The sequence below is a fragment of the Natrinema sp. H-ect1 genome (assembly GCF_041821105.1).
Classification (GTDB): Archaea; Halobacteriota; Halobacteria; order Halobacteriales; family Natrialbaceae; genus Natrinema; species Natrinema thermotolerans.
The window spans coordinates 1-22,617 of sequence record NZ_JBGUBA010000012.1 but is presented as its reverse complement, the minus strand read 5'-3'; the positions used below and the strand labels follow the sequence as shown (position 1 = coordinate 22,617).

Annotated in this window: 14 protein-coding genes and 2 pseudogenes; 12 read left to right on the top strand and 4 right to left on the bottom strand. The window is 57.5% G+C overall.

Annotated features, from left to right (window positions below; translation table 11 throughout):
• Positions 1–134: 134 nt before the first annotated feature.
• Complete coding sequence (locus tag ACERIM_RS16965; RefSeq protein ID WP_373633557.1) at positions 135–1,454, top strand: aspartate aminotransferase family protein; 1,320 nt, start codon at positions 135–137, stop codon at positions 1,452–1,454.
• Positions 1,455–1,745: 291 nt separating this feature from the next.
• Here the strand turns inward: ACERIM_RS16965 and nhaC are convergent, their stop codons facing one another.
• A complete protein-coding gene (gene nhaC / locus ACERIM_RS16960) occupies positions 1,746–3,212 on the bottom strand; it encodes a Na+/H+ antiporter NhaC (RefSeq protein ID WP_373633556.1) in 1,467 nt (488 codons plus the stop codon).
• A 1,367-nt stretch (positions 3,213–4,579) separates the two neighbouring features.
• Between nhaC and ACERIM_RS16955 the strand changes: the two genes are divergently transcribed.
• Both ACERIM_RS16955 and gdhB read left to right on the top strand, forming a co-directional pair.
• Positions 4,580–5,890: an aspartate aminotransferase family protein gene (locus ACERIM_RS16955; protein ID WP_049905426.1), complete on the top strand. Its 1,311-nt coding sequence runs from the start codon at positions 4,580–4,582 to the stop codon at positions 5,888–5,890.
• A 117-nt stretch (positions 5,891–6,007) separates the two neighbouring features.
• Complete coding sequence (gene gdhB / locus ACERIM_RS16950; protein ID WP_006648164.1) at positions 6,008–7,297, top strand: glutamate dehydrogenase GdhB; 1,290 nt, start codon at positions 6,008–6,010, stop codon at positions 7,295–7,297.
• Positions 7,298–7,388: 91 nt separating this feature from the next.
• Here the strand turns inward: gdhB and ACERIM_RS16945 are convergent, their stop codons facing one another.
• A complete protein-coding gene (locus ACERIM_RS16945; RefSeq protein WP_373633555.1) occupies positions 7,389–8,192 on the bottom strand; it encodes an IclR family transcriptional regulator in 804 nt (267 codons plus the stop codon).
• A gap of 333 nt (positions 8,193–8,525) precedes the next feature.
• Here ACERIM_RS16945 and ACERIM_RS16940 point away from each other — a divergent pair, with 333 nt between their 5' ends.
• From ACERIM_RS16940 to ACERIM_RS16920, 5 genes and pseudogenes are all read left to right on the top strand, one after another.
• A complete protein-coding gene (locus ACERIM_RS16940) occupies positions 8,526–9,755 on the top strand; it encodes an HAD-IIA family hydrolase (protein ID WP_049905428.1) in 1,230 nt (409 codons plus the stop codon).
• Between the two features lie 723 nt (positions 9,756–10,478).
• The gene (locus tag ACERIM_RS16935) at positions 10,479–10,850 is read left to right on the top strand and encodes a MarR family transcriptional regulator (protein WP_373633554.1); all 372 of its coding nucleotides are present in this window, start codon (positions 10,479–10,481) and stop codon (positions 10,848–10,850) included.
• A pseudogene (locus ACERIM_RS16930) lies at positions 10,847–11,191 on the top strand (type II toxin-antitoxin system PemK/MazF family toxin). The gene ACERIM_RS16935 and the pseudogene ACERIM_RS16930 overlap by 4 nt, the downstream one beginning before the upstream one ends.
• Before the next feature lie 906 nt (positions 11,192–12,097).
• Positions 12,098–12,463, top strand: a complete 366-nt coding sequence (locus ACERIM_RS16925; protein WP_373633553.1) for a UPF0175 family protein — start codon at positions 12,098–12,100, stop codon at positions 12,461–12,463.
• Positions 12,463–12,969, top strand: a complete 507-nt coding sequence (locus tag ACERIM_RS16920; RefSeq protein WP_373633552.1) for a twitching motility protein PilT — start codon at positions 12,463–12,465, stop codon at positions 12,967–12,969. The genes ACERIM_RS16925 and ACERIM_RS16920 overlap by 1 nt, the downstream gene beginning before the upstream one ends.
• Before the next feature lie 486 nt (positions 12,970–13,455).
• Here ACERIM_RS16920 and ACERIM_RS16915 read toward each other — a convergent pair whose 3' ends face one another.
• Positions 13,456–14,760, bottom strand: a complete 1,305-nt coding sequence (locus ACERIM_RS16915) for an RNA-guided endonuclease TnpB family protein (RefSeq protein WP_373633551.1) — start codon at positions 14,758–14,760, stop codon at positions 13,456–13,458.
• A gap of 276 nt (positions 14,761–15,036) precedes the next feature.
• Positions 15,037–18,942, bottom strand: a complete 3,906-nt coding sequence (locus tag ACERIM_RS16910) for a PAS domain S-box protein (protein WP_373633550.1) — start codon at positions 18,940–18,942, stop codon at positions 15,037–15,039.
• Positions 18,943–19,093: 151 nt separating this feature from the next.
• On the opposite strand from ACERIM_RS16910, the gene ACERIM_RS16905 reads away from it, so the two are divergent.
• The 4 genes and pseudogenes from ACERIM_RS16905 to ACERIM_RS16890 all read left to right on the top strand — a co-directional run.
• On the top strand, positions 19,094–19,465 hold the full coding sequence (locus ACERIM_RS16905; RefSeq protein WP_373633549.1) for a response regulator transcription factor: 372 nt from the start codon (positions 19,094–19,096) through the stop codon (positions 19,463–19,465).
• Positions 19,466–19,518: 53 nt separating this feature from the next.
• The gene (locus tag ACERIM_RS16900; protein WP_373633548.1) at positions 19,519–20,685 is read left to right on the top strand and encodes a poly-gamma-glutamate biosynthesis protein PgsC/CapC; all 1,167 of its coding nucleotides are present in this window, start codon (positions 19,519–19,521) and stop codon (positions 20,683–20,685) included.
• Complete coding sequence (locus tag ACERIM_RS16895; RefSeq protein ID WP_373633547.1) at positions 20,682–22,295, top strand: Mur ligase family CapB protein; 1,614 nt, start codon at positions 20,682–20,684, stop codon at positions 22,293–22,295. Before ACERIM_RS16900 ends, ACERIM_RS16895 begins: the two co-directional genes overlap by 4 nt.
• A 97-nt stretch (positions 22,296–22,392) precedes the next feature.
• Positions 22,393–22,617, top strand: a pseudogene (locus ACERIM_RS16890) (hypothetical protein); the annotation flags it as partial.

Genomic DNA, 22,617 nt, shown 5'->3' with positions numbered 1-22,617 from the left:
TGGAGGAGAACCGACCGGCACAGCGTAGCGGCCCCGTCGAAACGACCCGCCTATCAGTCACGCATCGGCGCCCGCCGAGCCACCGTTTTGTTGATACCCTGAGTTTTAAGACACGCGTGACCATGTGAGAGAGTATGCAGCGCGAAACAGCAGAGCCAGCTGTACAGCAACTGCCAGGCCCGACCGCGACGGAATGGGTCGACCTGCATCATCAGTCTGCAGCGACGAGTACGTACGTCTACGACTTCGTCTGGGACATCACCGAAGACGCCGAGGGCCCCTTCTGTACGGACGCGGACGGCAACGTACTGTTGGATTTCACGAGCCACGTCGCCGCTGCGCCGCTGGGCTACAACAACCCGAAGATCATGGACGACCTCCGCGAATTCGACCTCGTGGATCCACTGAAGATCGCCGGGCAGGATTTCTACGTTAGTACCGGTGGCACACCCGACGACGCCGAACTACCGTCACAGAGCCACCTGATGGACAAGCTGACCGAGATCACCGCCAAATACGACATGGACACGGTCTTCCTGTCGAACTCCGGAGCCGAGGCGGTCGAGAACGCGATGAAGATCTGTTACGATAACTGTGAGCAGCCCAAATACGGCCTCACGTTCGAAGGCGCGTTCCATGGGCGCACGCTCGGTGCGCTCTCGCTGAACCGGTCGAAATCCGTCCATCGACGTGGGTTCCCCGAACTCAGCGGCATCCACGACGTCCCCCACAGCATGGCCGGCGTCGAACGCCTCCGCGAGAAACTCGATCCGAAACACGGCCACATCCCACCCGAACAGGTCGCCTTCCTCATCCTCGAGCCGGTCCAGGGTGAAGGCGGCTATCGGGTCCCCGACGCCGAGTTCATGAGCGCCGTCAACGACCTCTGTACCGAACACGATATCCCGCTCATCGCCGACGAGATCCAGTCGGGCGTCGGCCGAACCGGGAAAATGTGGGCCTCCGACCACTACGATTTCGAGCCGGACGTCATCACGAGCGCCAAGGCACTACGCGTCGGTGCGACGATCTCGCGATCGGAGCTGTTCCCCGACGAGAAAGCGCGCATCTCCTCGACGTGGGGGGCTGGCGATATCCTCTCCTCGATTCAGGGATCGCTCACCCTCGCTGCGATCGACGAACACGACTTGCTCGATCACGCCGACCGACAGGGCAAAGGGCTCCTCGACCGTCTCGCACCCCTTCAAGACGAGTACCAGGCCCTGGAGGACGTACGCGGGCTCGGGCTCATGGCCGCTATCGAATTCGAGACCCCCGATCAGCGTGAAGCGGTCATGGAAGCCGCGCTCGAGCGCGGCCTGTTAACGCTTGGCTGTGGACGGAAGACGCTCCGATTGCTGCCGCCGCTTGACGTTCGCGACCGCGAACTCGACATCGCCGTCGACCTCCTCGACGAGGCGATCGCGAGCGTCAGCCGAGCCGCGACCGTCTGACTACGACCTGCAGGTCCGACGATGGACCACGCCGAGTGACCGCAGCGGCCGCCGGGTTCCCCATCGAGTCGTCCTCCGTACCACGATATTTCGGCACCGCTCTCCGACGCACGGTTCGAGTGATGTAGTGTAACCACCGCGGAAGCGGCGAGACCGTCGCCTCGAGGTTGGAACGCGATGGTCGAAAAGAGACGAACGCGGCTTCGGCAGCGACGGCGATCGGTCGAGACGGATTCGACGGTAAACGGTACGGGGTTCGAATATCGAGCCGCGCCGAACGATCGGTGAGCCTTACTCGTCCCCGGCTGGAACGGGTTCGGCGTGTTCGACTGCGGTACCCTCCGCGTCTGCTGATTCCTTATGCGTGATGTTCCATCCGGTGACACCCATCAGGATGAGTATCAGGGGCGAGAGGAAGCCAAGGAAATAGTACGGCGCATAGTCGAACGTACTGACGCCGAGCGTTCCCGCCATGAAGACAGCGCCACTGTTCCACGGAACGAGCGCGCTCGTCACCGTCCCGGACGACTCGATGGCCCGCGAGAGGTTTTCGCTCTTGAGTCCTTTTTCCTCGTAGAGGTTCCGGAGCGTGATCCCCGGAACGACGATGCTGACGTATTGCTCCGCAGCGAGAACGTTCATCGACACGGCCGAGAACGCAGTCACGCCGGTCAGGCTCGCGACGCTACGACTCAGCCGGCCGAGATGGTGAGCGAGGACAGCGATAATACCGGTACATTCGAGCATTCCGCCGAGTGCAAGCGCCGAAATGGCGATCGTAACGGCCCACGAGCCGCCGACCATTCCGCCACTCGCCAGAAGGTCGTTGACGACCTCGAGTCCGGTTTCGGGGTTCGTACCGCTCTGGGCCGCGGACCAGATCTGCTCAAAGCCCGTCCCTTGCAGTGCGAGCGCGGTCGCCGCGCCGGCAAAGATACCCGTCCCGAGGGCCGGAATCGCGGAAATACCGTATATCGCGAGCGCGAACGTTACCACGATCGGGAAGAACGCGAGCGGGGAGATCGTGTACGTACCGGCAAGTGCCGTCTGTATCTCGGCAACCCGGTCGGCCGGAATAGCTCCGGAGGCCTGGAGACCGAGGACCGCGAATAAGATGACACTGATCACGAACGCGAGCGTGGTTCCGTTCCGCATCGCGTTGATGTGGTCGTAGAGATCGGTGTTGGTGACGGCTGCCGCGAGGTTCGTCGTGTCCGACAGCGGTGATTGCTTGTCACCCGTGTACGCCCCGGTGAGGATCGCGCCGGCCGTCATCGGTGCGGGGAGGCCGAGCCCGGAGCCGATTCCGATAAAGGCGACGCCGAGCGTCCCTGCCGCCGTCCACGAGGACCCGATGGCGAACGTGATAACGGCAGTGATCACTGCGGTCATCGGAAGGAACACTGCGGGAGTCAACAGACTAAGCCCGTAGTACATCATCGCGGGTATCGTTCCCGCCTGGATCCACGTGGAGATGAGTGCATACACGATAAAGAGAATGAACACCACCTGAATCCCCATCAGGAGACTCTGGGTGATCCCTTCGTACAACGTATCCCACGAGACACCGAGCCAGTAGTAACTGAACAACCCGGTAAACGTGATGCCCCAGAAGAGGGGGAACTGCGGGTCCAGCCCATAGATACCGATCCCGAGGGCGAGGAACGACAGCATTCCCGCAACCGGTACCAACGCCTCACCTAACGAGGGGCGGGCGTCCGGATCGAGTTCGTCGAAGAGTGTAATATCGTATTCCATTGTTGTCAGTCGTGACAGGCCACGCGATATTCGGATGCGGCCGCGGTCCGGACAACCGTGCCTCGAGACTCAGTCGACAGTATGTTCGCTCCGTAAGGATAGGGTTGACAATGCATGTCGGTTCAACGATTCCGATGATCATTTATGTATCTTATGCTCTTGGAGACCGTCGTGCGTCGATATCTGTGAGAATATTAACTACAAAAGGACAGTAGAGAGTTTGGATATATCGAAGTACAAGAGTGAAAGATCCACGTAGCGGCCACAGAACGCGATCATTGGGACTGATGCATCCCGCTCGGTCCGACGGAAGTCGCACGTGGCCCGGGCCACTACCCGCTCGAGCAACCAACAGCGTTTCGTCATCGCTCCGGTTCGGGTGTCGATTACAGCGGTTCTCGAGGTGATTCAGCGACGATTGCCTTACTCCATTGCAGCGCTATAGTAGCCGTTGAAACGATTCACACACTGATCGCAACGCCGTCGTTCGATCAGGTGTACAATGACTTTCAACGGCTACTATAGGTCCATCGAGATCAGGCGCCGTCTGTTTGCCGCTATTGCTATCGTCGCGCTTGAAACGAGACACACTGATCCAACGCTGCCCTGCGCTCGGGTGTACAGTGACTTTCAAGCGCGACGATAGCCCACCTCGAGCCGGACAACCCGGCGCGGTTATACGCCGCTCTGCCACCGAGAAACCGGCCAGTATATTCGAGCCACCTGTTTGAGGAACACGAACCCGGGCCAGGGACGGTCGTTCGAATTCGCGTTCTCCCCCGCTTTCTAGGGGGAGAGGATTCAGTAGTACTCTCGTTGCAACTCGTTCGTGTACTGTGATCGGACACTGAACTGGAGATGTCGCAGTGCAGCAGGGGAGTTCGAAACGATTGCGATCAGCAACGACGGCCACGTGATACGAGTTCGGAGAGACTACAAATTCGATCGAAAAGCAGCCCAAGGGCAACGTCCGAACCGCTGACGAGCGGACGCTAAGCGCTCGAGTCAATAGCCGGCACGATACCATGCCGACCGACCGAACATCGGACGAGCAGAACCCGGCGGTCGTCTGCTCATCCGATTGACGGCAATCCGATCACGGATGTGTTTGAAACTTTCAAAGTAACGGACCCGATAATCGTCGACGTTCCGTTTACGGGGCGAGACGATGGAGCCGAACAGGCGATCACCAATACAGTCGTATGTTTGTAATGGAAAGCTACATTCCGGATCACGGTAATCAGCGGCTACCAACGATTCGTGCTGGAAAAGTTTGGATATATCGAACAAACAGTGCCGGTCCTATCGCACCGAGACACGGTCATCGTACGAAATATTTATATTGTGGTAGTGGATGTGGCCAATGTATGCAGAGACAAAAAGCTGAGCCATCAGTCCAAAACTTACCAGGACCAAAGGCCGAAGAGTGGGTCGATTTTCACCACGAGGCGGCAGCAACGAGTACATACGTCTATGACTTCGTCTGGGACATCACCGAAGACGCTGAAGGGCCGTTCTGTACAGATCCCGACGGGAACGTGCTGCTCGACTTTACGAGCCACGTCGCCGCTGCGCCGCTGGGCTATAACAACCCGAAGCTGATGGACAAACTGCAGGAGTTCGACCTCGTCGACCCGCTGAAGATTGCGGGGCAGGACTTCTATGTCAGTACCGGTGGAACGCCGGAAGACACGGAACTTCCGGGCCCCGCCCATCTCATGAATACGCTGACGGATATTACCGATCAGTACGGGATGGATACGGTCTTCCTGTCGAACTCCGGAGCCGAGGCGGTCGAGAACGCGATGAAGGTCTGTTACGATAACTGCGAGCAGCCCAAATATGGTCTCACGTTCGAGGGCGCGTTCCACGGGCGCACGCTCGGTGCGCTCTCGCTGAACCGATCGAAATCCGTCCACCGCCGTGGGTTCCCCGAACTCAGCGGCATCCACGACGTCCCCCACAGCATGGCCGGCGTCGAACGCCTCCGCGAGAAACTCGACCCCAAACACGGACACATCCCGCCGGAACAGGTTGCCTTCCTCATCCTCGAGCCGGTTCAGGGCGAAGGCGGCTACCAAGTCCCGGAACCGGAGTTCATGCGTGCGGTCAATGACCTCTGTACCGAACACGATATCCCGCTCATCGCCGACGAGATCCAGTCGGGCGTCGGTCGCACCGGGAAAATGTGGGCCTCGGATCACTTCGACTTCGAACCGGACGTCATCACGAGCGCCAAAGCGCTGCGCGTCGGCGCGACGATCTCGTCCGAAGAGATCTTCCCGGACGAAAAGAGCCGTCTCTCCTCGACGTGGGGTGCCGGCGATATCCTTTCCTCGATTCAGGGGACGCTCACGGTCGCAGCCATCCAGGAACACGACCTGCTTACCCACGCGAAACAGGCCGGCGAGCGGTTCGTGGGCCAGCTCGAGGAGCTTCAGGCCGATCACCCCGAGACGGTCGTCGACGTTCGCGGGCTCGGTCTCATGACTGCGATCGAATTCGATACGAAGGAACGTCGGGAAGCAGTCGTCGACGCTGCCCTCAAGCGGGGGCTACTGACGCTCGGATGCGGGCAGAAAACGCTCCGATTGCTCCCGCCGCTTGACGTTCGCGACCGCGAACTCGATATCGCCGTCGACCTCCTCGACGATGCGATCGACCACGTCGGATCGTAATCGAGTATCCCCTCGATGATCACGCGGCCCTGTCGGCACGATCCGACCACGTACCCGCGTACACAGTGCTAGTCGCCGAACGATCACGACTCTCGACACCACCAACCGACTTCACCAATGACACAGAAACAGACCACTCACTCGGAATCGGACAGCGAATCGACGACCGAATCACCCCTCGAAACGGCTCGCCGGCAGCTCCGCACCGCTGCGAGCCGGACCGATGTCGACGACGGCGTCATCGAACGCCTCAAACACCCGACCAGAGTCGTCGAGGTCTCCATTCCGCTCGAGCGGGACGACGGCTCCGTCGACGTCTTTACCGGCTATCGCGCACAGCACGATGACGTTCGCGGCCCCTACAAGGGCGGACTCCGCTATCACCCCGAGGTGAACGCCGACGAGTGCGTCGGCCTCGCGATGTGGATGACGTGGAAATGTGCCGTGATGGACATCCCGTTCGGCGGCGGGAAAGGCGGCATCGTCGTCGATCCGAAAGACCTCAGCGACGACGAGAAAGAACGGCTGACCCGCCGGTTCGCTGAAGAGATCCGAGACGAGGTCGGTCCCAGCAGGGACATCCCGGCACCCGATATGGGCACCGACGCCCAGACGATGGCCTGGTTCATGGACGCATACAGCATGCAGGAAGGGGAAACGATCCCCGGCGTCGTCACCGGCAAACCACCCGTCATCGGCGGGAGTTACGGTCGAGAGGAAGCCCCCGGACGGAGCGTCGCCATCGTCGCACGGGAAGCGGTCGAGTACTACGACGAGCGTCTCGAGGACGTGTCGATCGCAGTGCAAGGGTACGGAAGCGTCGGTGCGAACGCCGCCCGCCTGCTCGACGAGTGGGGTGCGGACATCGTTGCCGTCAGCGACGTCAACGGTGGACTGTACGACCCGGACGGCCTGGATACACAGGACGTTCCGTCCCACAAGGAGGAGCCGGAAGGCGTACTGCGTTACGACAGTTCGAAGACGGTTTCCAACGAGGAACTCCTCGAGTTGGACGTAGACGTTCTCATCCCGGCCGCCATCGGGAACGTCATCACGGCCGACAATGCGGATCGAATTCAGGCCGACATCATCGTCGAAGGCGCAAACGGTCCGACGACCTCGACCGCGGACACGATCCTTCACGAGCGTGGCAAACACGTCATTCCCGACATCCTCGCGAATGCCGGCGGTGTCACCGTCTCCTACTTCGAGTGGCTCCAGGACATCAACCGCCGAACGTGGTCCAAGGAGCGAGTCAACGACGAACTCGAATCGGCGATGCTCGACGCATGGGCCGACGTGAAAGCGGAAGTCGACGCCCGAGGACTGAGTTGGCGGGACGCGGCGTACGTCGTGGCGCTCAACCGCATCGGCGAGGCAAAGGAAGCCCGGGGACTCTGGCCATAGGTCGGTCGAGAGATTCCGGCAGACATCGTTTCGTGACGTGATCGCCGACGGCGATTCGTGAGCGGTCCCGTCTTCGGCTCGGATACCGGACTTAGCGTGGCTGTTTGACGCCAGCCGTCTCGAGGTTCACTTCGATGATATTGGCCGCTTCCATAACTAACTCGGGAATCTCGGATTCGAAGTACTCCCCAGAGAGACGACTGGTCGGTGCTGTCACACTTATTGCCCCACAGACGGCGGCATCGGGTCCCGTGATTGCAGTGCCGACGGAGCGCATCCCTCGTACTTCCTCTTCATCGTTGACCGCGTACCCCTGCGTTTGGATCCGGTCGAGTTCCTCGAACAACGTTTCGAGATCGGTAATCGTCTTTTCGGTTCGTTGGACGAACCCCTGTCGGTTGATCAGCTTTCGGACCCGGTCTCGATCGAAACACGCGAGCATCGCCTTTCCAGCCGCCGTGTGGTACAGGTACTGCGGTGACTCCCGCATTCGGAGGTGGTAATCCATCGCGATCGCCCTGTCACCGCTACTTTCGTAGAGCGTCACTTCCTGCCCCTGACACTCGACCGTCAGATGTACCCACTCGCCCGTCTTCTCGGCGAGTTTTTCTACTTCGTCTTGCCCTGCGCGGTAGATATCCGTCTGGTTTCGAACGCTTTCCCCCATCGTTACCAGCCGTACCCCGAGCCGATACTCGTTCCCCGATTTCGTGATGAACCCCTCGCTCTCGAGGGTCTCGAGATACGTATGGACCGTCCCCTTCGAAATATCGACCTCGCCGCAGAGATCGGTAAACGTCGGTGTCTCGAGATGCTGAATCGCTTCCAAGATAGCACTCGCTGTCTGAATCGATTTGATACGGCGGGGTGAATCGCTCGAGTCGTCGGCGTCCATATCGGTTATCATCTTCATCGCACCATATAGGTTTGTATATACCAAACTCACGGGGACAGTCCCATGCTACGACGCTGCTCGGGACAACGGTCACAATCGTGTCACAGTCGAACCGATGACACAGTCTCGAGGAGCCACTAAACATCACTGCACAGTCGATCGTACTTCCGCGATACGATCATTGGAACATGATATGTCATTTAAATTCGTTTTTTAGAGAACTCTCAGTGTGTTTGGCATTGCTTGTTGTTACCACGATGAGATCGATGTCTGATAGACTACGGGTGTGTTATTACAATGAGATATAAGTGGCTGATTCCGCTACTCTGTAGTATGATTGCTGAGAAATTCGACGTGTTCTTGTTCGACCTCGATGGGGTGGTCTACGTTGGGGACGAGCCACTGCCTGCTGCAGTTGACTCGGTAACCCGACTCTACGAGATGGACAAGGAGCTGCGATTTCTGACGAACGATCCACGCCCGACGCGGCGGGCGGTCGCAAGCGATCTTCGAGAGATGGGGATCAACGCACAGGAAGACGAAATCGTCACGTCAGGCTGGGCGACTGCACAGTATCTCTCCCAGCAGGATGTGACCACGACCGCCGTCGTCGGCAGTGAAGGCTTGAAAACCGAACTCCAGGCAGCGGGGATCGAGATCACGGACACTGATCCAGAAGCGATGGTTGTCGGCGCAAATGAAGAGACGACGTACCGAGATATTCGGCGGGCAACGAGGCATATCGATCGGGGAGCAGCGTTCGTGGGGACCAACCCCGATGGGTCGTTCCCGACGCCGGATGGCCCTGCACCCGGAGCTGGGGCCATCGTCCGTGCAGTCGAAGCGGCCGCCGGAACGGAGCCGACAGTCGTCGGGAAACCCGAACCACTCATGTTCGAGATGGCCATCGATGGACTGTCCGCTAATATGAGCGCTGTCGTGATCGGGGATAACCCGGCCACGGACGTACTCGGTGCACACCACGCGGGACACACTGGGATTCTGGTAGCCGACGAAGAACCGACTGCTGCATCCGCTCGTGACCGACAGGAGCCAGAGCTGACGATTTCGACGCTTGCTGACCTGTTTACCGAGGAAATCGAGCCGTGGGAATCGCCGCCATATTCGTGGCCGGATCAGATTCGGCCGGGCGTCGCGGCGGTCGTGACTACCGATTCGGATGAGGTACTGTTGTTAAAACGCGCTGATACGGAACAGTGGGCGCTTCCAACGGGCTCGGTCGAACGGTGTGAGCCAGTCCAAGAGGCAATTTCACGGGAAGTCATGGAGGAAACGGGAATCCGTATCCAGGTCGAGGAGTTAACCGGTGTGTATTCCCAGCCTGAGCAACAGGTGTTTTCGTATCCATCCGGAAAGACAGTCCACTTCATTACGAACTGCTTCCGGTGTACCATCGAGGCGGGGACAGCCGAAGCCGATGAAGAGGAAGCACTTGAGGTCGGATTCTTCGGCGTAAACGACTTGCCGTCCGACATCCTTCCGATGCAGCCACAGTGGATTGCTGATGCCATTGATATGAGCGGCCCTTGTGCAATTCGATAATCTACAGGCCGGACTAACCAGTTGGACGGACTCTTGAGCGTGACGTGGACGGTCTCTTGCAGTGTGACCCCGAGGCCGTTCACTTGGACAGGTCGAGTTCCCTGACGAGTACACTCACTCGCCGATCGTGGCGGCCGACAACACGCTCTTGAAGAAGGAGACGGAAACCGAGTAGTCGCTTACCCCGGCTGGATACCTGCTTCTCGAGTGGACTGAGGACATCCGGGTGCTGGCGGATCCGGGTCTACTCGACCGGGAAACAGGAGGCATGTTCCGCCGGACGCTTCGCGCTGTTACCGATCGGCCGACCGACGGCGATACTCACTACCCGTTCGACAGACTCGAGGAAATTAGCCAGCGTGGCGAGTGGATCGACGCTATCTCGAGACAGAGGAGGTCGTGGAACCGTCCGAAGTGAGCGACGGGACGTCAGCGGGGTCACGTAACGGCAGCGAGATCTCAGTTCGGCCTAGTAGTCCGCCTACTGTCATAATAATAAATCCGATAGTTATGCGTTGTCGGTGATTCCAAGGCCGGTATTTCTGGAACAATGCCGTGCTTGTCATAGAAAACCCTCGCTTACGGAGAATCTGGACGTGAGGCCGATCGTCTCACTGCAGACGGTTCTTGAACCGCGTCGTCGTCAATGGTGATCTCCGTCGGCGTTTTCGTAGCTTTCATCTCTAACGCTCTTTACAGTGGCTGACGTACCTCCACTCAACGATGTCTATCGACCGAGACACCTTCGAGAACACGAGCGAGGACGAACTCGAGGAACTATCCGTCCCCGATCAGGTCCTCGGGTTTCTCGCCGCCAACGACGATCGTGCATTCAAAGCCCGCGAAATCGCCTCCCAGATCGGGGTCGACGAGGGCGCAGTCAGCACCGCTCTCTCGCGGTTGAAGGACCGCGATCTCGTCGAACACAAGGCGACGTACTGGGCGGTGACTGATGACACCGAGCGCCTCGAAGGATACAGCGGATACAAGCGGGCGACCGAACTGTTCAACGACCAACTCGGTCCCGAGGACAAGAAAGCGTGGCGCGGGCAAGCACCTCAGAAACCACACCCCAGCGTCAAGGGCGAACAGTGACCGACGGAGAGACACCAATTTTTGAGCGTGGCGACGTCGTCTACGGTGATGATCCGTTCAAAGGGGAGGAAGACGCTCGGCCCTGGCTTATTCTCTCGAACCACGAAGGCCGTCCGTTCCACGGCGATCAGTATATCGCGCTGACGTCGAAATCGTGGATGGACGGACTCATCGACATTCCTGAGGCGGGGTGGCTTCGTGGTGGTACGCCAGACGAGAGTCGGATCGTCCCCTAGAGTGTGCAATCGATCGGTCACGAAAACATCGATTTCTGGCAAGGTCGTCTGGCGGACGATATCGTCGACACCGCAACTACCGCTCTCGTCGACGAACTACGGTAGCTACTTTCGAACACTCGTACCTCTATAGGTAGGTAATCGAGAGCGGGCAGGTCGATCAAGCGATTCATGGCTGCGACGATCTCGAAAGGTTTTGGGATGCGGTTCTTCTACTTCGCGTTCGCATAGCCGATAACACGCTCATGTTGTTGAAGCAGGAGACCGGATTGGATAGTAACGGAACTCTCCCCGCGATTGCGCGTCGTTTGAGTGGCGACACTAAGATTCTCGGAAAGATCCCGAATCAGTTGCCTACGGAACAGGAATGGCCGTGTGAAGTACCACGGGCACGGTGGCCCGTGGCTTCGCCGTGGTCTCTGGCGTGGAGCCAGCGAAACGACCGGTGGCGAATTTAATTCCGCCTGCGCTCGTCTCTGGAGAGACTTGCGTGGAACCGGTAACACTCGAACACACCGGAAGTGCCACCGCAACAGAGGTCGTCTGTTGCTGCCGTGGCGGTGTGTCCGTGGGCGTCCGCCCCCTCACGTGGGCGCGACACAGGCCCGGCGTCGTTCGAAAATCGGAGATTTTCGTGATCACGAAAGACTTCGTCTTTCGCACGACACCGCGTCTTACCCCGAAGTGGGTGCGCGGGTTTTGCGAGGCCGATAACGTGGGTTCCAAACTGCTGTAGGGCGTCCCAGTACTTAAAAACAGGGACGCAGCCGAGCGTACGCGCTTCACCCCCGCCCACGGTGGGGCGGGGAACTCGCGCTGCTTTCCATTTAGAAAGCGATCTGAAGCAGATTCTGGTTATCGGTTCGGTCGATACCACGCACTACAGGCCCGCTATACTCGTTTTATCCTCATCTTCCGAAGTACACCAGTAGTTGAGACCGGTCGTCTCAATGCATATGGCAGTCCGCCGTAGTTCATAAATAGTATGAAGACGTAGTCTGGGGTAGAACGATGGCACGAATCACCGGTTCCTATCCAGACGATCTTGATCTCCTCATCGAGGGTGCTGTCGAGGCTGGTGTGTTCGGGGGAAAGAGCGATGCGTTGCGAGAGTTCGTGCGTGAGTATTTCGAAGACCACGAAAACGAACGCATCGCTGCTGCAGTCGCCCTCTACGAACGCGAGCGGATCACGCTGGGTGATGCTGCGAGACTTGCTGATGTCGACCGCTGGACGATGCGGGATATTCTCCGTGAACACGGCGTTGACCTTCGTCTCGGGCTCGCGGACGAGAAGGATGCAGCCTACGAAGCGGAGGCGGCGACGGAACTCGAGTTCGATGATGAGCCTGCTGATAACGAGACATCGGACTCGTAATGACGACTGCCGATATTCCAGCGGACCCAAGCGTTCTCAATACGACCGTTCTCTCGAACTTCGCCTATATCAACCAACTGTGGGTGGTGGCTGGACTCTCGGGAATCTGTACGGTGCCGGTCGTTCGCGAAGAACTCCACAATGGTGTCGATGACCATTCCTACCTTCAGTCAGCGCTGGACGTACTCAATGCGGAGATTCCAGTCGCGACAGTTTCGGATACTGTTGCAAACCGTGAAGCAGTCGTCAGCGACCATCTCGATCCCGGAGAAGCACAGGCATTTGCGCTTGCCGACGCACACGACGGTCGGTTACTGACGGACGACAGCGACGCCAGAGCATTCGCAAAAGAACAGGGCGTGACCGTTGTCGGTTCGGTCGGCGTCCTCCTGGCCGCCATTGATGCTGGGCGGATTAGCGAGGAAACTGCAGATGAATGGCTCTCAACGTGGATTGATGAAATCGGATACTACGTTCCATATCGGAACATTACGGACTACCGGTAACGTTTCGGTTTCAGTGACTCCGTCATCCGAGTACAATTGGAATTCTACGTGTGATCGAACCATCTCCGGCAGTTGTTTCGACTTCCTCAGAAGGGATTCCCCGCTCAATGTGTATGCGAGTATATCACAGTGTTCACTACAGACTCGGAGTTAATTACTTGCTTTCCGTGACTGCCAGTTGACTTCGCCATCGGAACCGGGTATATGTAACCGGACGTATTGTGGCGGAGTATCACTCTCAGAGCCGTCTCCGCTCGGGATAAATGAGAACGAAATCCAATCCTCGGCAAACGATTCGACACGCACCTTCAGCGTGACAGTCGTTCCAGCCGGAGCTGATACGAACTCACGCCGAATCTCGGTATCACCCGATGGAACCACGCTCTCGAAGGTTGCTGATGGTGAGTGGTCGGTTGTTTTGACTGTTACCGAGAGGTCTGATGTAAACAGCCTCGGGCGCGGTTGCCCGAGGCTTTTGTAATTCCCTCAGGCGTGCGCTAGCACTCCCTGTTCCGCGAGGGAACGGGATGAGGGTGGGCGGCTTACGCGCCCCGACCCGGACAGACGCACCAACCGAACTTGCGGCTGGGTTTTGTGAGTCCGGTAATCCGTATCCGTATCGCCGAGTTTCGCCTTCTCGCGCCACGCGATGTTCACCGATGCGTTCCGATCGGCGTGGTCTTGCGCCACGTCACACTCGTCGTTCGGACACTGGAACCGCCGCCCCTGCCGATCTCCACGCTCACCACAGCACGAACACGTCCGCGAGTTGTAGTAGGCATCCACCGTGTCCGTGGGTATCTCTTGCCACGTCGCCTTGTACGACACGAACCTCTCGAACTTGTGGAACGGCAGTTTGTGCAACCGTCGGTTCATGTATGACCCGTACTGCATTTCGTTGCGGATACCACTCATATCCTCGAACACGATGACCGGGTTCGAGAACTGCTCTGCAAACTTCACGACAGCACGGGAGAGACGATGCAATACCCACTCGGTGAACCGTTCTTCCCTGTCACCGAATTGCCGATGAATACTCGTTTTACCGTGTTCCTGACAGCGAGTAGTGATGGTGTGGTAGCGTTGGCGTTCTTGCTTGACTCGTCCGTAGTCGAGGACGAGCGTACCCTTCGTCTGCATCGTCTCACGGTCGAGGGCGGTGAGAGCGACGTTGCGCTCGTTGATGTCCACGCCGACTACCGTATCGCTAGTCTCGGGTTGAGAAATGTTGAACTCGCGTGTGACCGTGACGTGTAGGTAATACACGCCATCGCGGTACAGGAGTTCGGCCTGTCCCACATCCACCTCATGCGATGTGAGAGCGTCCCGAAGTTCGTCCATCGCGTCCGACTCACCGCGCAGATTCCCCGTCACCTTCTTGTAGGGCTTCGGGCTGATACGAAACTGGACGCGGTTCGTGTTGTCATCAACGGTGAGCCGGTAGCCTTCCGTGTGCGCCATCACAAGCGGGTACGCACCAGATTTGTCGGTACTCGGTGGCGTCGGCTTCCCTCCGTCGGGATCGTCCTGTTCGTGCCACCAGTCGAGAAGTGACTGATAGGAGTCCCACGTCTGGAGGGCTTTGCCGACGACTGCGCACTTGTTGTTCCGCAAGAAGTCGTCGCGGTCAACCTCTTTCTGTATCTCGGTGCGAGTGTACCCTTGTTGTTTGAGGCGGATGGTTTGGTTGAAGATCTCGCGTGCGGCGAGGCGGGCGTCGTGGAGCCACGATCGGTCACCAGACGCTACGTGAAGGCGCGTCTGAATCGTCTTCGTGGCTTCCTCACCCATACTTCGATTTGGCATTCACTCTCTCAAAAATGTGGGTAGTTCTCCTGACGGCAGTCGAGCGCACGCGCTTCACCCCCGCCCACGGTGGGGCGGGGGAACTCGCGCTGTTTTTCGTTTAGAAACCGTCTTCTGGAAGGCATGATACCCGATCGACTCCCCAATATGCTAAAGATATGGAAATTGGAAGCTTTCTCATCTTCCAAAGTACACTAGTAGTTGAGACCGGTCGTCTCAATGCATAGGTCGCAGGCACGGTTTGCTCACTGACAACGAGTACTATTTGGACCGCTTGAACTCAAAGCGTGCCCCGCCATCGGTTCCGTTTGTCACCGAAACCGTCCAACCGTGCGCCTTCGCGATGTCGGCCACGATCGAGAGCCCGAAGCCAGTTCCCCCCTCGCTGGACGTGACGCCGTGTTTGAACACGTCGTCTTGCTTCTCCTGGGGAATCCCGCTGCCGGTATCCTCAACGTAGAATCCATCGTCTCCGTCTAGTCCACCCACAGTCACCGTGACATCGGCACCACCGTGTTCGATTGCGTTCCGGAATAGATTCTCTAAGAGTTGGGTCAGCCGCCCTGCATCCCCGGTGACTGTCAGGACTTCATCTGCAACTGTAAGCGTTGCCTCCTCCGTGTCGACGTATCCCCACGCCTCCGTCGTAATACTCTCGAGGTCGATCTCTTCTGCATTCTCGATCGTCGTCTCCCCACGTGCCAGCGTCAGAAGGTCCTCAATGAGCCGTTCAATTCGGTCGTGTGCAGATTCTACTTTTTCAAAGTGTTCCGCGTTCCCGGTCTCCTCCGCGATCTCGAGAAATCCCATTGCGACGGAGAGCGGGTTCCGCAAGTCGTGGGCAACGACGCTCGCGAACTGGTCAAGTCGCTCGTTCTGTCGATGTAACTCCGCTTCTCGACTCGCTCGTGCGAGTGCTGCCTCGACAGTCGCACCGAGAATTCGAAACAGATCGACGTCTGTCTCAGAAAAGGCCTGCGTGGAAATCGATCCTGTCGAGATGAGCCCATACTCTCCTAGTGGGACGAGAATCTCACTTTGGATCTCTGTGTTCGGGTTGTGGGGTTGACCCTCGGTCTGGACATCATCATATACCTGGGTTTCTCCGGCCTCAAACGCGTCCCAAGCGAGACCGTCCCCGGGGGTAAATCTGGGAGAAGCGCCAAATAGGTCTCGTGCTGTGGGAGTCTCTGTGATTGGGACGAGTGCGTCCTCTCGCTCGTCGTATTCCCAGATCCCAGTAATATCAAGGTCAATTATTTCGGCTGCCGCATCAACGGCGATAGCTCCGATCTCTTCGCTTGATTCAGCACCGCTAAGCTGCTGTGCGGTCTCCTGAAGCGATCGAAGGCGGGTTTCCAACCGTTTCTGTTCAGTAATATCCTCCAAGACGGCAAGGATGCTCGTGGTTTCCCCGTCGGAATCTGTAATCGGCGCGACCGACAAGAGCAGGTCCAACTCGTCTCCGTCTTTTGTCTCCCGGCGTATCTCCTTCGCTCGAATTCGCTCGCCGCTCAGGGCGCGCTGCTTGTGTGACGCAAACTCGGCCTCCTGGTCGTCCGGGACTATCGGATTGAACTCGCCAAGTACTTCTTCCCGCGACCAGCCGAACATATTTTCAGCCTCATCGTTCCAACGAATGACGGTGCCGTCAGTGTCGATCTCCATGACCGTGAGTGGCGTGGCCTCGATGAGTGATTCCAGTCGCTGGTTCGTTGCTTCGAGTTCGCGCTCGCGCTCGACCTGCTCGGTGACGTTTCGAGCGATGCCCACAACTCGAACGGTCTCGCCATCGACGATGACCGGTGCGAGACTCGTCTCCCAGAACCGAGCATCGTCACTGATATCGAGTTCTTCACGATACGAGATCGGGGCACCCTGATCGACGCAACGAGTGTAATTGACTTCGAGATCAGTACCCTGCTCGTCGCCGAACACTTCTCGCGGCGTCTTGCCGCGAACTTCCTCAGTTGTGAGCCCGGTCTGTGTCTCGTATCCGGGGCTGAGTCGAGCAAACTCGAATGAAGGGTCCTCACCAGTAGTATCAACGTCAAGCAAGAATATCGCGTCCCCTGATGTTTCGAGCAACGCCTCGTATTCCTCCGCGAGCTCTTGATGCTCACGCCCTTCCGCTTTTCGCTCCGTTATATCCTGAAAAACGCCCCGAAGTGCTGAGTCGCCGCGCTGTGTGTCGTCGACGTATTCACCCCACGCCCGAACGTCACGCACCGCTCCGTCGGGTCGAACGATTCGGAGATCGAGGTCGTACGGCTCCCCGTTTTCGATTGCCCGGTCGACTGCTGCGGTAATCATCTCTCTGTCGTCGGGGTGGTAGAACTCGATCGCGTCGTCGAAGGAGGGCTCGTAGTCCTCGTCGACACCGTGAATCTGACGGACCCCGTCAGACCAAATGAGCTCGCCGCTCGATGGGAAGAATTCCCAGATACCGACATCCGCGATGTCCTGAACGCGGTCGAACAGGAACTCTTGACGCTCAAGTTTGGCACGGTCACGACTGCGCGAAATCTCGGCACTCACGAGTTGGGCTAACAACTCGACGAACGTTCGTTCAAGTGCTCCGAACGGAGCGACTCGCGTCGTTGGACTCGAGAAATTGACGGTTCCGTAACGCGTGTCGTCGACGACGAGTGGCACGCCGATGTACGACTCTAACTCGAAGTCACGGTAGGCAGGATGCGTCTCTTTCCCGTCGCTAACGGCGTCGACGAACGAACAGACCGAATCCGTGCCGACGACTTCTGCACAGTACGTCGATTCGAGATCGAACTGATCGCCAGTTTCGATATCGGCCTCTGGTGCATGAACTGCTTGGACTATGTAGTCGCTGTCCTGAATCCGCGAGACGATTCCGATTTCGAGCCCGAGCGTCTGGCAGCCGACTTCCAGTAGATTCTGGAGGCGTGATTCGGCCGAGACATCGCTTTCTGCCATGACGGTTTGGAGGGCCTGGAGTGCGTCCCGCTCTCGTTCCAGTTGCCGCTTCACCTCGCTTTGTTCGGTAACGTCTCGAGCGACAACGAGTATCTGTTTACTTTTTCGACTCTGGAACGGCGTTATCCGGACGTCGAACGTTCGCTGACTGCCCCCGGCCACGACGTCGAATTGGAGGTCTGTATCGTACAGCCCGGTGGATCCATCATCGCTCTCGACCTCGTCGAGCGTCGATTCGATTGCCTGGGAGAATCGCGTTACAGCAGAATTGCTAATGCGGTCACCGATGACCGTTTCGAGCTGTTGTCCTGTGAGTTGGGCCGACTGATTCCCTGCGAGCAACCGCTTCGCGGCCGTATTCGAGAACTCGATGTTCCCCGTCTCGTCGAGGACGAACACGACGTCGTGGATGTTCTCCAGAATCGAATCACTGCGCTCTAGCTTCAGTTCTCGTTCTCGTTCGGTCGTAATCTCGCGTGAAAAGACGGTCAACCCGTCGTCATCTGGGAACGCTCGCACTTCGACCCAGTAGTCGAACGGCTCTCCCAGACGCTGTTCGAACGATACCGGTTCACCAGTGTCCATCGCCGTTCGATACTTGTCTTCGAGTTCCGTCCCGACGATCGACGGGAACTCTTCCCAGATGGTTTCGCCGACGACCGCGTCCGAGTCACGGCCGATTCGCTCGGCCATTTTTTCGTTCATATACTCGATGCGCCAGTCGCCATCGACGGCGTAAATCGCGTCAGTTGCGCGCTCGAGCGTTCGCCGGAAGCGCCGTTTGGTCTGCTCGGCCTCCGTTTGTTTACGAGCAGCCTTCGTGAGCGTTCGAATGCGGGCCGCGAGTAGTGTGAAGTTATCACGCTCCGATCGGACTGGGATGTAGTCCGAGACGCCGGCACGAGTCGCTTCGCTCGCGATCTCCTCACTCCCTTGTCCAGTAAAGAGGAGTATCGGGATATCGTCGTTCTGCTGGCGAATCGACTCCGTAAGCCCGATGCCGTCGGAATCTTCGAGCGAGTACGCCGTTACGATACAGTCGATTCGTTCCGTAGCAAGATTGTGCAGTGTTTCGTCGATACCGTCGGCAGGTATACAGTCGATCTCGGTACTCGTCTGTTGGAGTTTGGTTTGAACCAACTCCGCAAACGCGGGATCGGAGTTCACGTAGAGGACGCGGATTGGGTCGTCCAGTTCGTCAGTAGTACCGAGCACAGTTACAGAGACTTGACCGTCTGACTGGTTAAATATTTCTTGCGAGACCCCCTCGTGGGCTATCGAGGTCTCTGAGGACGGAAAAGCCCAATAATCAAGGGAATTTCCGTATGCCGGTCAATATAAGGAAAAGGGGCGATACGCTGCTAGTATGCCTGCGGAAATTCTGGCTGCCGACGACGACGAAGACATCAGAGCGATGATCGATGTTAGTCTTAGTGAGGAGTTCGACGTGGAGACGGTGAATGATGGTCGGGAAGCATGGGAGTACTTAGAAAAGGACTCGGATTCGCTACCGAAAGCTGTTATCCTTGATGTCATGATGCCAGAGATGGATGGATTTTCGGTTCTGGACCATATCCGAGAGAACGACGAGATGCAGGATATGCCGGTTATTATGCTAACATCACGGAGTCGGGAGGAGGACATCGTTCGAGCACTTGAGGCAGGCGCGGATGATTTCCTGGCTAAGCCATTTAATAAATCAGAGCTTTACGGACGTGTACAGCAAACTCTCCAGTAAGCGACCGTACAGAATTGAAACTATAAAGGTGTATTAGCTGGTAGACCGTTACAATGTGGGTGGCCACACTAGTCGCCGTTATCGGTCTCTTGAGCGTCGGAGCCATCACTCAGTTCACCGGGTATCGTATGGGAGGGTCAATCACCATTCCCGTTCTTGCCGTGTACTGTTTGAAGAATTTCGTCATGCTCCCCGTTTTTGTGTTGAGCGCGGCAGCCGCGTACGTCGGTCTGTGGATCCTCCGTCGCCGAACGTTGATTTTTGGGCGTGACGAGCTTATCGCAGCGATGGTCATCGGAACAGCTGTTCCAGTGGTCACGCTCTTTTTCATCTTGCAGTTAGGCCTTGAGGTGGGAGTAGTTGCGTTTCTGGGTAGTATTCTCCCCGGACTAGCAGCGTATAATTACCATCGAATCAAACCGGAATATCGCCGAAACGACCTCTTGGCGAGTGTCGGGTTATTCGTTACCCTCACTGCGCTCGGCTGGGTACTGGTCTCCAATGGGTTTGCGCGTCAATTTGGTACGCTGACACCGCCAGTCCTTTTCTCTTCGACGGCGGATGTCGCTATCTACAAAGGTGTTGCAGTGCCCATCGACCCCGAATCTGTTATACTCCCTCGAGAAATCGTGGCCGGACTGTTCGCTGGTGGCCTCGTTCTCTCTGAACGGCTCCGGGATCGGTTCGGTGTTCGTGTCGGAATCATCGGTGCGGTCCTCCTCGCGATTTATGCACTAGCGAGCTACTGGCTCGTAATCCTGTACGTCCTTTTGCTTGCGCTATCGTTCGGATTCATCCAGTTTTCGAACTTCCTCACACTCCGGTACGGACGAGTCCTTCTCGGAGTGACTGTCGCAGTCGCGATCTTCGCTGCGGTATCGCTGACGTTTGTCTTGCCGATTGAGCGTGGACTGTCGGCGTTCTTCACTGCGATCTTGGCGGGTGTCGGGGCGTACAACGCGCATGCGTCGGCTCCCTTCGAGCGCCGTCTCGTCGTCCCGCTTCAGATCGTGGTCTTCGTCCCCGCTTTGATCGTTGCTCGACTGTTCAGTGTACCCCAATCTCGTGGGTTTCCACAAGAGTTGACGTTGCCTGTCCTGGGGATTGCAGCGGTTCTCTGGGTGGTTGCCCTGGGTATCGCGTACTGGTATACGGTATCACCTCCGAGCGAAGCGGAGGTTCTCTCTGCATCGGTTCTCTCTGAAGGGGGTGAAAGATGAGTCAGACCGCCTTCGAGATATACGGCCGTGGGTTCGGCTGGTCGTGGCGTCTTAGGGGTCCAGCGGAAGTACTAGCAACCGGCAGTCGCCACTACGATACGTCCCGAGCAGCACGCGAAGCAATTGACATTGTTCGCGCCGCTGTTGCAGAACTATCGGGAAATGAAAAGTCCTTCCGAGACACCGATGTCGACGCGCCCGACATCATCGTCGAACAAGAGGCCACACCGTCAGGAGAACTCCCGGAGGAACGAAACAACTGGGTCTGGCGGCTCCAAACTGCAAACGGGGTACTGGGGCATAGTGCCGATCGCTTCCCGACAGAAGTGTCGGCACAGTCCGCAGCGGACCAGTTCTTAGACTATGCGGCGGGGGCACTTCCGATGTTTCTCGTCGGGGCCGAATACGAGTGGAAGACCGGTCCGAACCCAATCGAAGTCGGGTCGTCGAGTTTGACAGGACTGGTGAGTGAAGTGACGAGAGGTATCCGACATCGTAAGATTCTCGATCGAATCGATACTCAGATTGTCGTCTCGGGGACTCGTGGTAAATCGTCTACTACCCAGCGCCTCGACGATGTCTTCAACCGTCGGGGGTATGATACACTCACGAAGATCACCGGCAACCATCCACTACTGATCCATAACGGCGAGGTCCATCCTATCGAACGACGGGGGCCTCGAACGACGCTCTACGAGAATATTAGTCTCATCGCTGAGTTCGTCCCCGAACTCGATGCGTACGAACCGGACGACATAGCAATCTTCGAGAATCAGGGAATCACAGAATATACGACCCGACTGTTCAATCAGCGTCTGACCGACCCTGACATCATCGTGTTAACAAACGTCCGCCAGGACCACACAGATACCCTTGGGAAGACTCGGACAGACCTTGCACGTTCGTTTGCGCGGTCGGTTCCGGCGGGAACACACGTCGTGAGCGGTGAGCAACACCCGGTGTTGCACGAATATATGCGAAAAGAAATCGAACGTCGCGGAGGGACTATCGAGCAGGTTGAAATTCCCGACGAACACGACGGACTGATCGGTTCTGAAACGATTCACGCAGTCAATGCGGTGTTAGATGCTGTTGGCGAACCGCCACTTCCAGCCGAAGAAATCGAATCATTCCTCAGTGCGATCCAACCAACGTGGATAGAACTCGAAGACGGACGTATCTTCAACGCTGCCGAAGTGAACGACGTCGAAAGTACTGAGATGGTTCGACGGGTACTCGTCGATGACGAATGTATCACCCCGTTCGTGTACCTCCGAAGAGACCGGCGAGGGCGTACAGCGTCATTTGCTCAATATATCGAGTTGCTATTCGAGCGAGAGTTAATCGATGAAGCCCACGTCGGTGGGGCTAATACACGTGCGTTCGCCGAAAACGTCGATGTTCCGACCGAGTGCCACAGTCAGAATGCGGACCCGGAGCAGGTTCTAACTGAACTGTTCACCGATGGCCGACCGGTCATCCTTATGGGGAACACGGTGGACGAGTTCATGCGTGAGATGCAGGCGTCGATTGAACAACGAGTGAAAGAGAAAAAACAGGCTGCCTCGGCAAGCGAAGCTGTTGACCGTTCTGAACGGGGAAGCGACTAAACCAAAAAGTCACGATAAAACATCAGCTTCTGTAAGAAGCTGGCCTTTTCGTTAGACGTAGACGTGTTCTTGAGGGGGCCATAACGATTGTCCGGTAGTGCCCATTACTACTGAATCTCGGAAAACAGTCTTTCGACAAATTGTACGACAGTCGTACGTTGAGTGGCCAGCGTACGATTCGACACCGTTGTACGACCGCACCTCACTTGCCGGATTAGAGTCGGATGTCCGGATCGTCTCAGGAGTTTGGTTCACGCATCGTGACATCCTCGCCCGTCCTAAAGGACGGGGCTTCCTACAAGAGAAGCCTCGTCGTCGGAGG

Bases quoted from the DNA above. Each gene is read 5' to 3' on its own strand.
- ACERIM_RS16965 (WP_373633557.1), top strand. From the start codon at position 135: ATGCAGCGCGAAACAGCAGAGCCAGCTGTACAGCAACTGCCAGGCCCG.
- nhaC (WP_373633556.1), bottom strand. From the start codon at position 3,212: ATGGAATACGATATTACACTCTTCGACGAACTCGATCCGGACGCCCGC.
- ACERIM_RS16955 (WP_049905426.1), top strand. From the start codon at position 4,580: ATGCAGAGACAAAAAGCTGAGCCATCAGTCCAAAACTTACCAGGACCA.
- gdhB (WP_006648164.1), top strand. From the start codon at position 6,008: ATGACACAGAAACAGACCACTCACTCGGAATCGGACAGCGAATCGACG.
- ACERIM_RS16945 (WP_373633555.1), bottom strand. From the start codon at position 8,192: ATGGACGCCGACGACTCGAGCGATTCACCCCGCCGTATCAAATCGATT.
- ACERIM_RS16940 (WP_049905428.1), top strand. From the start codon at position 8,526: ATGATTGCTGAGAAATTCGACGTGTTCTTGTTCGACCTCGATGGGGTG.
- ACERIM_RS16935 (WP_373633554.1), top strand. From the start codon at position 10,479: ATGTCTATCGACCGAGACACCTTCGAGAACACGAGCGAGGACGAACTC.
- ACERIM_RS16925 (WP_373633553.1), top strand. From the start codon at position 12,098: ATGGCACGAATCACCGGTTCCTATCCAGACGATCTTGATCTCCTCATC.
- ACERIM_RS16920 (WP_373633552.1), top strand. From the start codon at position 12,463: ATGACGACTGCCGATATTCCAGCGGACCCAAGCGTTCTCAATACGACC.
- ACERIM_RS16915 (WP_373633551.1), bottom strand. From the start codon at position 14,760: ATGGGTGAGGAAGCCACGAAGACGATTCAGACGCGCCTTCACGTAGCG.
- ACERIM_RS16905 (WP_373633549.1), top strand. From the start codon at position 19,094: ATGCCTGCGGAAATTCTGGCTGCCGACGACGACGAAGACATCAGAGCG.
- ACERIM_RS16900 (WP_373633548.1), top strand. From the start codon at position 19,519: ATGTGGGTGGCCACACTAGTCGCCGTTATCGGTCTCTTGAGCGTCGGA.
- ACERIM_RS16895 (WP_373633547.1), top strand. From the start codon at position 20,682: ATGAGTCAGACCGCCTTCGAGATATACGGCCGTGGGTTCGGCTGGTCG.